Raw genomic sequence first — 16146 nt, 5'->3', positions numbered from 1 at the left:
TAAAGGCGCTGTCATGAACCGCAATTCAGCTCACGAAATCATGGGAGTCGTAGCAATGACAGCCAAGCGTATCGAGCGGGTCCTTGGTTATGTCCGGGTCTCGACCCAGCGCCAGGCGGATGGCGGGATTAGTCTTGATAATCAGGAGCAAAAGCTCGCCGAGCACTACCGCCGCCTGGGCGTCGAACTGGTCGACACCTACCGGGACGGCGGTCTGTCCGGAACGACCGACAATCGTCCGGGCCTGCACGCGCTATTCGAGCACGCCATGCGACCCGGCAGCGGCATTACCGAGATTGGCGTTTACAGCTTCTCGCGGTTGTTCAGGGACCATTACCTGCTCGAGCATCACCGGCGTCGGCTGAAACGCGCTGGCGTGCGTATCGTCGCGATCACGCAGGAGGTCGGGCATGATGCTGAAGGCGACTTGGTCCGCGGCGTGTTATCCAACTTCGACGAGTATCAATCACGCCAGACCGCCAAGTTCACGCTCGACACCATGATGCGCAACGCCGAGGCAGGATTTTGGAATGGGGCCGTTCCGCCGTTCGGCTACGCCAGCGAAATCGCCGAGATGCGTGGCCCCAAACCCAAAAAGCGCCTCGTGGTCGAACCGTCCGAGGCTCTGCTGGTTCAGCAGATGTTCCGCATGAAGCGGCTCGGGATCGGTCAGGGTCCGATGGGGTACAAGAAGATCATCTGCCACCTCAATGCGAGCGGCACGACCTTGCGCGGACGCAAATGGCATGTGTCCAACGTGCGCGACATCCTGACCCGCTCGACATACCGCGGCATCCATCTCTACGGGGTCAACGATACGCGTAATGGCGTCAAGCGCCCCGAGGAGGAATGGCAGAAGGTCGTCGTCCCGATCATCATTCCCGAAGCCGAATGGCTTGAGATTCAGGCAGGCATTGTCCGCAACTCGCGACACGTCACGCCACCGAGCTTCGTATCCGGCCCAACCATGCTTGCGGGCATCGCCAAATGCGGTCACCCCGAATGCGGTCATGCCTTGACGATCGCCACGGGCAAAGGAGGCAGGTATCGATATTACCGATGCTCCCGCCGTCTTCGCCGCGGAGAGACGGTGTGTCCCGGCATCAGCATGCGCGATCATGCGCTCGAGACGATCGTGATCGACGCGATGGCCGATCGCCTGTTCCGACCCGAGCGACTCCGCGCGCTTCTTGCTAATCTGCTGGACGATAGCTCGGCCGCCGTGCGCGAGCGGCAGATCCATCTCAAGGCGCTTCGCACCGAACGCACGCGGGTCGAAGGCGCAATCCAGAATATGTTCGATTTTATCGAGCAGGGTATCGTCAGCCCGCGTGACGCTGACTTTACCTCCCGCCTCGCCAACCAGCGCACCCGCCGCGCGGACCTCGAACAAGAGATCGACCTGGTCGAGCGTCAGCTCTCCGCCGCCGATCGACGCATCACCCCCGAAGCGGTCGATCGGCTGGGAGAGGTCCTACTCGGCAAGCTGCGTTCGGAAGACAGCAGTGTTCGCCAGGGATATGCGCGACGCTTCATCGAAAAGGTGGTGGTCACGCCAACCGACATCACCATCACGGGCCCAATCAAGTCGCTGGAAATCGCCGCGAACGAAGGTCCCGCAAAGAGGGCACCAGCGGTGCCCTCTCTTGATCGGGAGTGGTGCCGCTTACAGGACTCGAACCTGTGACCCCCGCATTACGAATGCGATGCTCTACCAACTGAGCTAAAGCGGCGTCGTCCGCGTTCGGGTGAACGGGGGCGAGGGCGGGCGCTTACCAGCTGGATTCGATGCTGACAAGCGGCCTCGGTTCCAATCATCGCCGACACCAGCAAAAACCACAGGCTTTACTCCGCGTTTACCACGCAGGGCGCACAAGCGGCCAAGACAGTCGCCCGATCGGTAGGGGCGGGCCAAGTGGGACGGTTGCGCAATGGACAATGTTCGCGGATTCGGGGACGATCGCTTCGAGATGGACGGCGACATCGATGCCGCCGAGGATAGCGCCGCCAACGGCGCGGGCGGCGGTGTCGCGGACACCCAGATCGACGTCGGCACCGACGAGCGGCGGATGCATGTCCGCGCCTATAACCATTGGGTCTCGCTGCTCGGCGGGCGCGCCTATCCCTCGATCGAGGACCTCGATCCCGCCAATATCGCCGATTTCGGGCCGCACAGCGTGCTGCTCGATTTCTCGCTGGGGATCGAGAACCCCGCAATCGCCTATCTCGGCCGCGCGCTGCGCGAGGAGTGCAGCCTCGATTCGAGCGTCACGCACATTTCGGACGTGCCGAGCCGATCGCTGCTGTCGCGCCTTACCGACCATTATCTGCAGATCATCGCGAATCGCTCGCCGATCGGGTTCGAGGCCGAATTCGTCAACACCCGCGGCCACAACACGCTGTATCGCGGCATTCTGATGCCGTTTTCGTCCGACGACGAATCGATCGACTTTATCTATGGCGTGATCAACTGGAAGGAGCTGGTCGACGCCGAGACCCAGGCCAAGCTCAACGCCGAAATCGCCGCGGCGGTCGGCGTCGCGCCGAGCGGGCCCGCCGCACCGATCTGGGCCGATGGTCCGAGCGGCGGGTTTGACGGCGCCGAGACCGACGACGCCGAAACGGACGACGCGCCCGAGCGCGACGCTGCTGCCAGCCCGATCGTCCCTGCCGGTCTGGCCGATCACCTGATGCTCGCGCAGCAGACCGCCGCCGCCGTGCGCGCCGCCGATGTGCGCGGGCGCGCGACGCTCTACCGCGCCCTGGCACGCGCGCACGATTTCGCCGCCGCGGCCGACGCGGATCCGCAAGGATATGCCGCATTGCTCGATTCGGCTGGGATCGCCGTCCAGCTCCGCGCGCCGATGACGCCGGTGGTCAAGCTCGTCTTCGGCAGCGATTACGACAAGACGCGGCTGACCGAATATGCCGCCGTGCTGTCGCACGCGCGCCGGATCGGCGTGGCGCCCGGGCAGCTCGGCGCGTTTCTCGAAGGCTTCGAGGGCGGCATCAAGGGCGTCGTCAAGGCCGAGCGTGCAGCACGAACCCCGCACCCAAAACCGCGCGAAAGCCGCGCGCGACTGCTTTCCGAACGCCCGACGATCGCCAGCGTCGCGATCGATACGACCGCGGTGCACGGCAGCTATGTCGTTCTGCTGGCGCGCGCCGCCGACGGCGGCCGGCTCGACATCGTGGCAACGCTTGGCGACGATCCGGCGTTGACCGAACGCGTGATCAACAAAGCGCTATAATACGCCTGAGGGGGCGGTGCGTCCCCCGCCCGAAATTGTGCAGCGCCACAAGTCTTGAGGTCGCGCAATGTCGGGCGCATAGGAGCGGCCATGGCTAAAACCACGCTGAAATCGCTGTCGGACACGCTCGCTGCCCGGCTTACCAAGGGCGCGCTTCCGGGCGAAATACAGGGGTTCGGCAAGACCGAGCGGCTCGACGCTGCCGCGTTCGTCGCCGCGACCGCCGAGCAGCGCCACCCCGGCACCGCCAAGGTTGCGCTCGAGCCGCTGCCCGGCACCGACCCGCGCCGTCGGATGCGGCTGGCGATCGTCAATGACGACATGCCCTTCCTCGTCGATTCGATCGCCGCAACGATCGGCGCGCACGACATCTCGATCGACCGGATCATCCACCCCGTGCTCGGCGTGACGCGCGACGTGGACGGACAGCTGGTTGGCGTCGATGACACGGGACCCGCCGAATCGATGATCTATATCGAGCTCGAGCGCGCCGATGCGCGTGATCGGCGTGATCTGGTCGCCACGCTCGAACGCAATCTCGCCGATGTCCGCGCGGCGGTGCAGGACTGGCAGCCGTTGCAGGATGCGATGGCAGCCGACATCGCGGCACTCCCGCCGGGCGAAGGCGCGGCGATGCTCGCCTGGCTGCTCGACCGCAACTTCACCTTGCTCGGCCACGAATTGTGGCGCGGCACGACCGAGACGACGCTTGGCCTGGCGCGCAACCCGCAGCCGGTGCCGATGCTCGCCGAAGCGTCCCGCGCGCTCGCGATCGAATGGTTCGAGAAAGGCGGCGAGGCGCCGCTGCTGCTCAAGTCCAACCTCATCTCGAGCGTGCATCGCCATCTCCCGCTCGATCTCGCGGTCGTGCCGGTGCGCGACAAGAAGAAGATCGTCGGCGTTTCGATCCATGCCGGGCTGTGGACCAGCAGCGCGCTGAGTGCCGCGCCGCAGGACGTGCCCGTGCTGCGCAAGCATCTCGCCGCGCTCGAAAAGAAGTTCGGCTTCGATCCCAAGGGGCATACCGGCAAGGCGCTGACGCACGCCCTCGCTGCCCTGCCGCATGATCTGATCACCGCCTTCACGCCCGAATCGCTCGAAGAGGTCGCGCTGACCGCGATGTCGCTCGCTGATCGGCCGCGACCGAAGCTCGTGCTGGTGCGCAGCGTGCTCGGGCGGCATCTGTTCGCCTTTGTCTGGCTCCCGCGCGACGACCTCACCACCGCGCGGCGGATCGCGATCGGCGACATGCTGGTCGAGGCGGCGCATGGCGGTCTGCTCAACTGGGCGATCGCGATGGACGACGTCACTGCGCTGATCCGCTTCACGATCGACGTGCGCGGCGGCGGCGTGATGCCCGATACGGCGACGCTCGATGCGCGGATCGCACGCATGGTGCGCGGCTGGGTCCCTGCCGTCGAGGCAGCGCTTGCCGAGCTGGTCGAGCCGGCCCGCGCGACGCGGCTGGCGCTGCGCCACGCGGCGACCTTTCCGGCCGGCTATCGCGCCGCCAACGCGGCCGAGGAAGCGGCGCAGGACATCATCCGCCTCGCGCGGCTCGAAACCCCCGAGGATCGCTCGGTCCGGATGTACCGCGACGCGAAAGGCGCGGCGCGCTTGAAGATCTATCGCCAGGGTGGCGCGCTGGCTTTGTCGGACGCGGTGCCGGTGCTCGAGAATTTCGGCTTCCGCGTGATCGAGGAACTGCCGACGGCGCTCGCCGATGACGAGCAGGGCTTCGTCCATGAATTCCTCGTCGAGGCGGCGGGCGTGCGGCTTTCGGCGGATACGACGGTGCTCGAGGATGCGATCCAGGCGGTGCTCGAGGGCAAGGCCGAGAATGACGCGTTCAACCGGCTGATCGTCGATGCCGCGATGGCGCCGGCCTCGGTGCTGCTGTTCCGCGCCTGGTTCCGCTATCTGCGCCAGGCCGGGCTGACCTACGGCCTCGTCACCGTGGTCGACGCGCTGCGCCGCGCGCCCGAGGTGGCGGCTGCGCTGATCGCGCGGTTTGCCGCCGCGCACGATCCGGCACACACGCGTACGGGCGTCGAAGCTGCCGATGCGGCGATCGACACCGGGCTCGACGCGGTCTCGGCGATCGACGACGATCGGATCCTGCGCAGCTTGCGCAGCGTGATCGCGGCGACGCTGCGCACCAACGCCTTCGCCTCCGCCGGGCAGACCGCGCTTGCGTTCAAGCTCGACAGCCATCTCATCCCCGGCCTCCCCGCCCCCGTTCCGTGGCGCGAGATCTGGGTCTATTCGCCGCGCGTCGAGGGCATCCACCTGCGCGCCGGCCCGGTCGCGCGCGGGGGCCTGCGCTGGTCCGACCGACGCGACGATTTCCGCACCGAGATTCTCGGGCTGATGAAGGCGCAGCGCGTCAAGAACGCGGTGATCGTGCCGACCGGCGCGAAGGGCGGCTTCTATCCCAAGCAGCTCCCGCTCGCGTCCAACCGCGATGCGTGGCTCGCCGAGGGCACAGAAAGCTACCGCGTTTTCATCCGCACCCTGCTGTCGATCACCGACAATATCGTCGAGGGTGCTGTGGTGCATCCGGCCGACGTCGTGATCCATGACGGCGACGATCCCTATTTCGTCGTCGCCGCCGACAAGGGCACCGCGACCTTCTCCGACGTCGCCAACGCGATCGCGCTCGAGCACAATTTCTGGCTCGGCGATGCCTTCGCCAGCGGCGGCTCGGTCGGGTATGACCACAAGGCGATGGGGATCACCGCCAAGGGCGCGTGGGTTTCGGTCCAGCGCCACTTCGCCGAGCGCGGTGTCGACGTGCAGACGCAACCGATCCGCGTCGTCGGCTGCGGCGACATGTCGGGCGACGTGTTCGGCAACGGCATGCTGCTCAGCCAGACGCTCAAGATCGTCGCGGCGTTCGACCATCGCCATATCTTCCTCGATCCCGACCCCGACCCTGCGGCCAGCTGGGCCGAGCGCGCGCGCATGTTCGCCCTGCCCCGCTCGTCCTGGGCGGATTACGACGCGTCGATCATCTCGAAGGGCGGCGGCGTGTTCGCGCGCACCGACAAGGTGATCAAGCTGTCGAAGCAGATCCGCGCAGCGCTCGGCATCGAGGCGAGCGAGATCGAGCCCGGCGCCCTGATTTCGCTGATCCTCAAGGCCCCGGTCGACCTGATCTGGTTCGGCGGCATCGGCACCTATGTGAAGGCGCGCGCCGAGAACAACATCGCGGTCGGCGATCCGGCGAACGACCGCTTGCGCGTCGATGCCGAGGACCTGCGTGCGACGGCGATCGGCGAGGGCGCGAACCTCGGCGTCACGCAGGCCGCGCGCATCGCCTTTTCGGCGCATGGTGGACGGATCAATACCGACTTCATCGACAATTCGGCAGGCGTCGATTGCTCGGACAACGAGGTCAACATCAAGATCGCGCTCAACCGCGAGATGATCGAAGGCCGGCTCGGTTATGAGAAGCGCAACAGCTTCCTCGCGAGCATGACCGACGACGTCGCGCACATCGTGCTCGAGGACAATCGCCTGCAGACGCTCGCGCTGTCGATCGCCGAGGCCGACGGCGCGCGCGACGTGCCGAGCTATGTCCGGCTGATCGAGATCTTCGAAGCGAGCGGTTCGCTCGACCGCGTCGTCGAGGGGTTGGCGGGCAATGACGATCTGCTGCGCCGCTCGGCCGAAGGGCGCGGGCTGACGCGGCCCGAGCTTGCCGTGCTGCTCGCGACCGCCAAGCTCGCGCTGCAGGCGGCGATCGAGCGGTCGGATCTGGGGGCCGATCCCGAACTGCTGCCCGATCTCCACGCTGCCTTCCCGCCCGCAATGCGCAAGAAGTTCGGCACGGCGATCGACCAGCATCGCCTCCGCGGCGAGATCGTGGCGACCAAGCTCGCCAATCGCATCGTCAACCGGATGGGCGTGCTGTATCCGTTCGAGCTCGCCGAGGAAGAGGGCGCGGCGATGAGCGACATCGCGGCGAACTTCGTCGTCGCCGAGCGGCTGTTCGACCTGCCCGCCTTGTGGCGCGAGATCGAAACCGCCGACATGCCCGAGGCGGCGCGAATCGCCTTGTTCGATGAAGTCGCGGTCGCGACGCGGTCGCAGATCGCCGACCTGCTGCGCGTGACGCGCAGCGGCACCGGGCCGGGCGAGGTGCTCGCGCGGCTGTCGAAGGGCATTCGCGCGCTCGACAAGCAGACCAAGGCGCTGCTGCTCGAGGAAGCGAGTGCGCAGAGCGCGCGGATTGCATCGACGCTCGAGACGGCGGGCGCTCCGGCCAAGCTCGTGCAGAAGGTCGTGCGGCTGTTCGAGCTCGACGGCGCGGTCGGGCTGGCGGATCTTGGCGAGCGGCTCGGGATCGACGAGGCCGTGCTGACGCGCGCCTTCACGCGGTTGGGCCAGGCGCTCGGTCTCGACTGGGCGCAGGCCAATGCCGCGCGGATCGCGTCGAGCGACCCGTGGGAGCGGCTGCTGATCGCGGGCCTGGCGCGCGACTTCCAGCAGTTGCGGCTGGAATTCCTGGGCCGCGGCGCCAACGGGAACGGGAGCGATCCGCAGGCGCTGGTCGAAGGCTGGCTGGCGGAGAATGCCGGCCGCGTCGCGCAGTTCAAGGCGGTGATCGATCGCGCGCGTCTGGCGCCTGCTCCGAATGCCGCGATGCTCGCGCAGATCGCGGGCCAGGCGCGGGTGTTGCTGGCGCGGTAACGGCGCGCCCCAACAGCCCCCAACCGTCACCCCCCAACCGTCACCCCGGACCTGTTCCGGGGTGACGTTTTAGCGGTAGCGCAGCGAGATCAGCGCACCCCGACAGCTTCACGCCGCGCGCGCTGTCGCGCCTTGAGCTGAGCGCGCCAGCCGCGCGCGCGCCACCACATGATGATCCCGGTAACCGCGAGGATCGCGGGCAAAAGTCCGCCGAGGAAGATCACGATCTGCCAGACGAGCCCCATCCCGGTGCCGTCATGGATCCGCCGCATCGTCCGCGCGAGCGGTTCGCGTGGCGGGGGCACGAGCTTGGCGGCGCCGTCCTCGTCGGCGACGGTGATCGCGCGATCCCCCTGCGCAAGCGCGAGCTTCCACACCGGCTTCTGGTCGGTCGGCCAATCGACCTTGGCGATCGCGCCCGGCGACACGGTGGCACCGCGCGCGATCACGGCGTCGAGCGCGAGCTTCGGCGCGGCAAGCGGCAGCGGGCGCTGCCCGCCGGCCCGCGCGCCGGGGCGACCGCCCGCTCCTCCCTGCGCCCCGCCGAACACTTGCGGGAACGCGATCCACGCGCCGGTGAGCGACAGCACGAACAGCGGCAACGCGATCCAGAAGCCAAGGAGGTGATGCAGATTGGTGTCGGTGTTGCGGTGCCGCCGCCAGCGAAGCCCGCGCACCCAGCGCCCGACCGTCGGCCACCACAGCCACAGCCCGGAGAGCGAAGAGATCAGCATCGCCACGCCGATCCAGCCGACCACCTGCCGCCCGACGCCCGGGATCATCAGCGATCCGTGGAGCATGTGGAAGGTGCGGATCAGCCCGCTGCCGCTGCCCGCGCTGTCGAGCACGCGCGCGGTCGCAGGATCGATCCACACGGTCTTGCGCGGTGGCGGCCCGGCCATGCGCCTGGGCTTGGCGGCCACGCTCGCGACCACGATGACGGGCTCCCCCGCCGCTGCCGGCAGCGCGAGCGAGGCGATCCGGTCGCCGGGCGCGAGCACGCCGCGCGCCGCCGCGACATAATGCTGCATCGGCTGCAGCCCGTTTCCGCTCGTCGCGTAGCGCTGCGGGTTGAGCGCATGGTCGAGCGCATCGTCCCAGACCAGCGCCGCGCCCGTCACCGATAGCGGGATAATCGCCACGGCCAGGATCAGCCCGATCCACTTATGCACCTGGAACCAGGCGTTCCGCATGCCGATCTTACGCACTCAGACCTCCGCCCAGCGGCGCAACAGATTGTGATAGACGCCGGTCAGCCGGACGATCTCGGCGTCGCCCTGCCCCAGCCGCGCGCCGACCGACTGGATCGCGGTGTCGAGCTCGAACAGCAGCGCGCGCGCATCGCTATCGCGCACCATCGACTGGATCCAGAAGAACGACGCGACGCGCACCCCGCGCGTCACCGGCGCGACATGGTGCAGGCTCGAGGCTGGGTAGAGCACCAGGTGCCCGGCGGGGAGCTTGACGCTTTGGTCGCCAAACTGCGTCTGGATCACAAGCTCGCCGCCATCATAGCTGTCGGGATCGGCGAGGAAGAGCGTCGCCGACAGGTCGCTGCGGATGCGATAGTCGCTGCCGCGCCGTATCCGGATCGCGCTGTCGACATGCGCGCCGAAGCCGTCGCCGGTCGCGTAGCGGTTGAACAAGGGTGGGAACACTTTCAGCGGAAGCGCCGCCGCGACGAACAAGGGCGACGCCGCGAGCGCGTCGAGGACCATCGCCCCGCCGCTCCGTGCCGCCTCCGAATCCTCGGGCAATTGCGCATTCTGCTTGGCGAGCGCGGACTGGTGGCCCGACGTGGCATTGCCATCGATCCACGCCGCGGCGTCGATTAGCGCGCGGAGCGCAGCGACCTGCGCCGCGTCGAGCAGGTCGGGGATGACGGTCAGCATGCCGCCGCCCGAATGGCCTGGACACCGCGCACGCGAAACGCCGGCAGCTCGGATGCGGCAAGCCACGCCGCGGCTTTCTCGACGAACGCGGGCGTGGCACTCGCGCCCGCTCGCTTGAGCCAGCCGATCGCATCCTCGATCCGGCCCGCAGCACCAAGCATCCGCGCATGGTTGAAGCACCCGCGAAAATCCCCGCCCTGTGCCGCGCGCGCATAGCAGAGCGCCGCCGCTGCCATGTCGCGCTCGACCACCCAGCCATCCTCGTGGAAGCTGCCGACGAAGTTGATCGCCTTGGCATTGCCGAGCGCCGCGGCCTTGCGGAACCACGCCAGCGCTGCTGGCCGGTCCTCGGCTACCCCGTCGCCGAGCGCGAGCAGAGTCGCATAATTGTACATCCCCCAGTCGAGCCCGCGCTCGGCAGCGCTCCGATAGCACGCTGCCGCGCGCGCCTTGTCGGGCACGGTGCCCCAGCCGAGATCGTAGCAGCGCCCGACCATGTTGACCGCCATCAGATGATGCTGCGCGGCAGCGCGCACGAACCAGCCGAGCGCGGCGGCGGGATCGCGCGCGACGCCCGCGCCGTCGAGCAGCAACTGTGCGTACAGCGCTTGTGCCTCGGCCACCCCGTTATCGGCGCATTCCCGCAGGAAAGCGGCGCGTTCCTCCGGCGATCCGGCGAGCCGCGTGGCGATCTCATCCGCCGACAGCGCGCTCAAAACGCCACCTGCACCGTGCCGAACACCGTGCGCCCGGCGGCGATCGAGGCATAATGGCTGGTATAGGTCTGCGTGTAATAGACCTTGTCGGTCAAATTCTGCGCGTTGACCGACAGCTGGAGCCGGTCGTTGAGCTTGAAGCGCGCCTGCGCGTCGAAGCGCCAGTAGCTCGGAATGCCGCGCGTCAGGATCTTGGTCGCCGGAGTGACGGTGACCACGCCCCCGCTGGTCTGCGTCGCGGTGCGATTGTCGGCATAGCCGCCATTCTGTCTGTCCATGTAATAGGCGCCACCGCCGACGGAGAAGCGCTTGGTCACTTCGACGTTGGTCGACATCGTGAAGCTGTTGCGCGCGGTCTGCGGCACGGCTTTTCCGGTGTTGACGGAAGGCACCAGCACCGTCTTGGCCGCCGCCGCGCCGTTCGCCGCCACGGTAAGCGCGGTGAAACCGCCGTCGACGATCTTGGCGTCGAGGAAGGTATAGCCGCCGAACACCGTCCACCCCGGCAGGATCGCCCCGCTCGCGGTGAGCTCGACGCCGCGGATTCGCGTCGATCCGAGATAGGCGATGTTATTGTTGGCGTCGGTCACGCGGGCATTGGCGATGTCGGTCTGGAATACCGCCAGCGCGAGCGCGAGCTTTTCGTGGAACAGGCTCGCCTTGGCGCCGACTTCATACGATTTTGTCTTCTGCACCTTGAGCGCATCGAGCGAACTCGCGGTGGCGGTGGTGGTCGGCAGCGCATTGTCCTCGCGACCCTCGCCCAGCAGACTGTTGGGCGGCGTCGCGGCGGTGGCATAGCTTGCGTAGAGGCTGGTTTCCTTGGTCGGCTTGAACACCAGGCCAGCCTGCCAGTTGAACAGTTCGTCGGTCCGCGAGAAGCGGAACGCCTGCGTTGCATTGGCGGCCTGCCCCGGCGTGATGCGCGAGGTGAAGCGATCGTAGCGCGCGCCGACATTGAGGATCAGCGAGGGCAACAGGGTGATCGAATCGAACCCGTAGAGCGCCTGCGTCTCGGCGTCGTTCTGCGTCTCCTCGATCGGCAGCGAACGCACGATCGGCGAGGGCGTCGTCGACGTGTCGCTGGCGTAATTGACCCACGGATCGTTGGGGTTCGGCGAGAAGATGCTCGCGCAATAATACCGCGACACGGTTGCTGCGTTGCAGCGCGGCGAGATGGTCGACCCGTTTGACAGGATCTCGACCCCGCTTGCGTTGAGATAGCCGCGCGTGACGAAGGTGCCGCGCCGCGCTTTCTCCCACGACACTTCGGCGCCAATCGCGAAATCATGCGTGATCGCGCCGGTCTTGAAGCTGCCCGACAGGTCGAGCTGGTCGACGATACTCTTGGAGTAGCTGTAGCGCGTGTTCGATCGCCGCCACACCTGCCCGCTACCGTAGATATTGCCCGTCGAATCGTCGGGCAGCGTGAAGATATAGGCCTGATCGGACGCGCTGTAGCGTGCGGTATTGCGCAGCGTCACGCCGCCAAAATCATGCTCCACCCGCAGCGTCGCCTGGTTGGTCGTGCTGTCGCGGAAATCGCGATCGGTCAGGCCGTAGAAGGTCGATCGCGCGACGGTGCCGGTCTGGCCGGTCGCGGTGGTGATCCGCCCGACCGCGGGTTCGGTGCGGATCGCGCCCGTCCCTGGCGCATTGCCGATCGTGTAGAGATAGGGAATCCCTGCGTCGGGCAGTTCGTGGCTTTCCATGTAATAATAGCTGGCGGTCAGCCGCGTATCGGTGCCGAGCCCGATCGTGACGCTCGGCGCGATGCCCCAGCGGCGCTGGTAGATCGCGTCGCGGCCGGCGACGTCCTGGTCGTGCCACATCCCCTCGATCCGGAAGGCCGCTGTGTCGCTCAGCTTGACGTTGAGGTCGCCGACGACGCGCTTGTAATCGGCATTGCCATAACTGGCCGCGACCGAGCCGAAGGTACGCAACTGCGGCAGCTTGCTCAGGATGTTGATCGTTCCGCCAGCACTGCCGCGCCCGCCGAGCGTCGAGTCCGACCCGCGCACGATCTGCACCGAATCGATCGCGAAGATCTCGCGGCTTTGCGAGGCGAGATCGCGCACGCCGTCGACATAGATCGATCCCTGGCTGTCGAAGCCGCGAATGAAGGGTCGGTCGCCGATCGGATTACCACCCTCGGCCGCGCCGAAAGTGATGCCCGGCACCGTCCGCAGCGCATCCTGCAGCGTGGTCGATCCGGTCTGCTCGATCACCGACTTGTCGAGCACGAGGACCGATTTGGGCGTATCGACCAGCCGCGCGACCAGTTTGGGGTCGTGCGGGCGCTCGTCGCGGTGGCCGTTGACGATGATATCGATCTTCTGGTCGGAATCGATGTCAGCAGGCGGCGTTGGTGCGGTGTCGTTCGCAAAGGCTGGATGCGCGGCGAAGGCACCCACGCAGGTCATGGCGAGATAGGCAGGCTTGCGCACAGCGGAGCGAGACAAATGGTTTCCCCTTATTCGTGGGGGATTGGCTATTGCGAGTCACTCTCATTGTCAACGCTATTGCGAGTTATTCTCAGTTTTGCCGTAGGCGAGGATCCAGCTGCGCAGCGCGCTGGCGAGATTGGGCGGGTCCTCGGCGACGATGCGCAGTGCGTCGATCTGCGCGATCAGCGCATTGAGCGGCAGCGCGCGACGGGCTGCCGCGGCTTCAAGCGCGTGCCAGAAGATCGGTTCGAGGCTGATCGACGTGGCATGGCCCGCGATCGTCACCGAGCGTTTGACGGGGCCGATGAAGCCGTCGGCGGGTGGTGTGACGATCATTCGGCCTGCTTGTGCATGTAGAAGCTCGTCGAGCGTTTCTCAGGGCCATACACGCCGGTCGCGTGGATCGTCCGCTTGTCGGGCATCATCTGCATCGAAAACACGTCGTCGACCGTGCCCCGCACCGAAAAATCAGTTTCGACGACGAGATCGGGCCGCGGTCTGGTGATTTGCGCGCGGACGCCCGAATTGTCACCGTCAACTTGACTGGCGCGCCCCCGATGACGGCGTCGAAACCGGTTCCGGTGTCGGTCCGCGACCTGAAGCGCTTCCCGTCGAGCTTGAGGATCGTATCGTTCTTCGATTCGGACGTCACGCTGACGCGCGCCCATGTGCCAGACAGCAGATGCGCGTCCTTTACCGGTGCCCCGACACGGCGCTGCAGCGTATCGGCCGTGACGGGCTGGCCGCTCGGGCTGGTGTAGCTCGCGACATGCGAAGTGAGCGTGTTCCCATCCGGCGAGACGACATAGGCGACCGTATAAGCAAGCTTGCCGCGGATCTTGTCGATCTCCTTAACGACATGATCACTCTCGATAGTGATCGACTGCTCATCCACATATCCGTCGCCGGGGATGGGATGCGACTGGCCGTCGGCTTTCACAGGCGCGTTGTCGTCGCGCGTGAAGCCCCCCGCCCCGACCCGGAACACGCTCGGCTTGGCATCCCCGGTGATCGACGCGGTATCGATCCGCCATCGTCCCGTAAAGGCTGCGTCAAGGCTGGTGTCCGATGCCGCAGCGTCGACGGAAAGGACGCCGAGTGCGATGACGCTCGCGCCGCCGGCAACCTTGCGGTAGCGATAGCGCCGCCCGGCACGGATCATCCGCAACTCCTTATGGTCGAACGCCTGCGATCCAAGCGGGATCGCGATCGACGTCTGGAAGCCCGGGTGTCCGTGCCAAATCGGGCGGGATCAAGGCGTATCGAACAGCGCCGCCAACTGCTCGATGATCGTACCGCCCAACTGCTCGGCATCCATGATCGTCACCGCGCGCGCATAATAGCGCGTCACGTCATGCCCGATCCCGATCGCCGCCAGCTCCACCGGCGATTTCGCCTCGATCCAGCCGATCACCTGCCGTAGATGGCGCTCGAGATACGACCCCGAATTGACCGACAGCGTCGAATCGTCGACCGGCGCGCCGTCCGAGATGACCATCAGGATCTTGCGCTCCTCGGGCCGCGCGATCAGCCGCGAATGCGCCCAGAGCAGTGCCTCGCCGTCGATATTCTCCTTGAGCAGCCCCTCGCGCATCATCAGCCCAAGCGACGGCCGCGCGCGGCGCCACGGTTCGTCGGCCTTCTTGTAGACGATGTGGCGCACGTCGTTGAGTCGCCCCGGCTGCGGCGGACGCCCTGCGGCGAGCCAGGTCTCGCGGCTCTGCCCGCCCTTCCAGGCGCGCGTGGTGAAGCCGAGGATCTCGGTCTTGACGCCGCAGCGCTCGAGCGTGCGCGCGAGGATGTCGGCGCTGATCGCCGCGATCGAGATCGGCCGGCCGCGCATCGACCCCGAATTGTCGATCAGCAGCGTGACGACGGTGTCGCGGAAATCGGTCTCGCGCTCGATCTTGTAGCTCAGCGACAGCGTCGGGTTGACGATGATCCGCGCGAGCCGAGCGGCGTCGAGGATGCCTTCCTCCTGGTCGAAATCCCAGCTGCGGTTCTGCTGCGCCATCAGCCGGCGCTGCAGCCGGTTGGCGAGCTTGGTCACCGCGCCCTGGAGATGGACGAGCTGCTGGTCGAGATACGAGCGCAGCCGCTGGAGTTCGTCGGCGTCGCACAGATCGGTCGCGGAGATCACCTCGTCATAGGCGGTGGTCCAGGCTTTGTATTCGAACTGCGCCGACGGATCCGACAACGGACGGTTGGGGCGGACGGGGAGCATCCCCTCCTCGCCTTCGTCGCCCGGCTCGCCGTCCATGTCGTCGAACGAATCGTCGCCTTGCTCGGTGCCTTCGCCTTCCTCGCTATCGGCTTCGCTCTCCGAGCCGCGCGCTTCGATCTCGCCCTGGCCCTGCTCGCCTTCGTCCTCGCCTTCGTCGCCCTGATCGTCCTGCTGTTCCTCGGCGCCCTCTTCCTCCGAACCGCCTTCGTCGGCCTCGTCGGGGATCATGTCGCCTTCGATCAGCTCGAGATCCTCGAGCAGCTTGGTCGCGAGTCCCGCAAAGGCGCGCTGGTCGTCGATCGCGAGGCCGAGCGCATCGAGATCGCGTCCCGCCTTCTGCTCGATCCAGTCGCGCACTAGGTCGAGCCCGGCGACCGTTCCCTCGGGCGGCGCCGCACCGGTCAGCCGCTCGCGCACCATCAGCGCGAGCGCGGTCGACAGCGGCACCTCGTCGCGGTTGCGGGCGCGCGTGATCGGATCGGCGCGCAGCCGCGTCGCGAGCGCGACATCGAGATTGGCGGTGATCCCGGCATAGCCGCGGCTGCCGAGCGCCTCGACTCGCGCGGTCTCGACCGCGTCGAACACCGCGCGCGCCACCGCCTCGCCGGGCGCGGTCTTGGCGTGGAGCGCGGTGTCGTGATGCCGCAGCCGCAGCGCGAAGCCATCGGCGAACCCGCGTGCCTCGGCGACCTGCTCGGGCGGGAGCGTGCGCGCGGGCATCGGCACCTTGATATGCTTGCCGCTTTGGGCGGGCGCGTCGGCGGTGAAGGCGAGCTCGATCTCGGGCTCGTGCGCGACCGCGCGCGCGGTGCCACCGAGCACCGCCTTGAAACGATCGAGCGGGGTATCAGTGGCCACGGGTCACCTCCGACAATACGGTATGTACGGGGGCAGGAAGAGCAGAGCGATCCATCATCGCCC

At 67.1% G+C, this 16146-nt stretch carries 10 protein-coding genes and 1 tRNA gene; 3 read left to right on the top strand and 8 right to left on the bottom strand.

Features of this window, described 5'->3' with window-relative positions; all coding sequences use genetic code 11:
- Positions 1 to 13 precede the first annotated feature (13 nt).
- The gene (locus ACVWYO_RS13400; RefSeq protein ID WP_457351529.1) at positions 14 to 1687 is read left to right on the top strand and encodes a recombinase family protein; all 1674 of its coding nucleotides are present in this window, start codon (positions 14 to 16) and stop codon (positions 1685 to 1687) included.
- On the opposite strand, the gene ACVWYO_RS13395 is transcribed toward ACVWYO_RS13400, so the two are convergent.
- Positions 1658 to 1733 (bottom strand) — tRNA-Thr (locus tag ACVWYO_RS13395). The genes ACVWYO_RS13400 and ACVWYO_RS13395 overlap by 30 nt on opposite strands.
- Positions 1734 to 1931: 198 nt before the next feature.
- On the opposite strand from ACVWYO_RS13395, the gene ACVWYO_RS13390 reads away from it, so the two are divergent.
- Both ACVWYO_RS13390 and ACVWYO_RS13385 read left to right on the top strand, forming a co-directional pair.
- Positions 1932 to 3251 carry a PAS domain-containing protein gene (locus ACVWYO_RS13390; protein ID WP_457351527.1) on the top strand — a complete coding sequence of 440 codons (1320 nt, stop codon included), beginning with the start codon at positions 1932 to 1934 and terminating at the stop codon, positions 3249 to 3251.
- 90 nt (positions 3252 to 3341) lie between these two features.
- The gene (locus tag ACVWYO_RS13385) at positions 3342 to 7946 is read left to right on the top strand and encodes an NAD-glutamate dehydrogenase (protein WP_457351525.1); all 4605 of its coding nucleotides are present in this window, start codon (positions 3342 to 3344) and stop codon (positions 7944 to 7946) included.
- An 89-nt stretch (positions 7947 to 8035) separates the two neighbouring features.
- On the opposite strand, the gene ACVWYO_RS13380 is transcribed toward ACVWYO_RS13385, so the two are convergent.
- From ACVWYO_RS13380 to cobT, 7 genes are all read right to left on the bottom strand, one after another.
- On the bottom strand, positions 8036 to 9154 hold the full coding sequence (locus tag ACVWYO_RS13380) for a PepSY-associated TM helix domain-containing protein (RefSeq protein WP_457351523.1): 1119 nt from the start codon (positions 9152 to 9154) through the stop codon (positions 8036 to 8038).
- Complete coding sequence (locus tag ACVWYO_RS13375; protein ID WP_457351521.1) at positions 9155 to 9838, bottom strand: Fe2+-dependent dioxygenase; 684 nt, start codon at positions 9836 to 9838, stop codon at positions 9155 to 9157.
- Entirely contained in the window at positions 9832 to 10554 is a 723-nt protein-coding gene (locus ACVWYO_RS13370) for a tetratricopeptide repeat protein (RefSeq protein ID WP_457351519.1), read from the bottom strand. Before ACVWYO_RS13370 ends, ACVWYO_RS13375 begins: the two co-directional genes overlap by 7 nt.
- Complete coding sequence (locus ACVWYO_RS13365; RefSeq protein ID WP_457351517.1) at positions 10551 to 13016, bottom strand: TonB-dependent receptor; 2466 nt, start codon at positions 13014 to 13016, stop codon at positions 10551 to 10553. Before ACVWYO_RS13365 ends, ACVWYO_RS13370 begins: the two co-directional genes overlap by 4 nt.
- Positions 13017 to 13073: 57 nt before the next feature.
- On the bottom strand, positions 13074 to 13337 hold the full coding sequence (locus tag ACVWYO_RS13360) for a ribbon-helix-helix domain-containing protein (RefSeq protein ID WP_457351515.1): 264 nt from the start codon (positions 13335 to 13337) through the stop codon (positions 13074 to 13076).
- An 85-nt stretch (positions 13338 to 13422) separates the two neighbouring features.
- Positions 13423 to 14163: a hypothetical protein gene (locus tag ACVWYO_RS13355; protein WP_457351512.1), complete on the bottom strand. Its 741-nt coding sequence runs from the start codon at positions 14161 to 14163 to the stop codon at positions 13423 to 13425.
- Positions 14164 to 14253: 90 nt separating this feature from the next.
- Positions 14254 to 16083 (bottom strand): cobaltochelatase subunit CobT, encoded by a 1830-nt coding sequence (gene cobT, locus ACVWYO_RS13350; RefSeq protein WP_457351510.1) that lies wholly within the window; start codon positions 16081 to 16083, stop codon positions 14254 to 14256.
- Positions 16084 to 16146: the final 63 nt, after the last annotated feature.

The organism is Sphingomonas sp. UYP23 (assembly GCF_054059235.1).
Note: the sequence above shows the minus strand (reverse complement) of the source record. Positions and strands in the feature narration are given on the sequence as shown.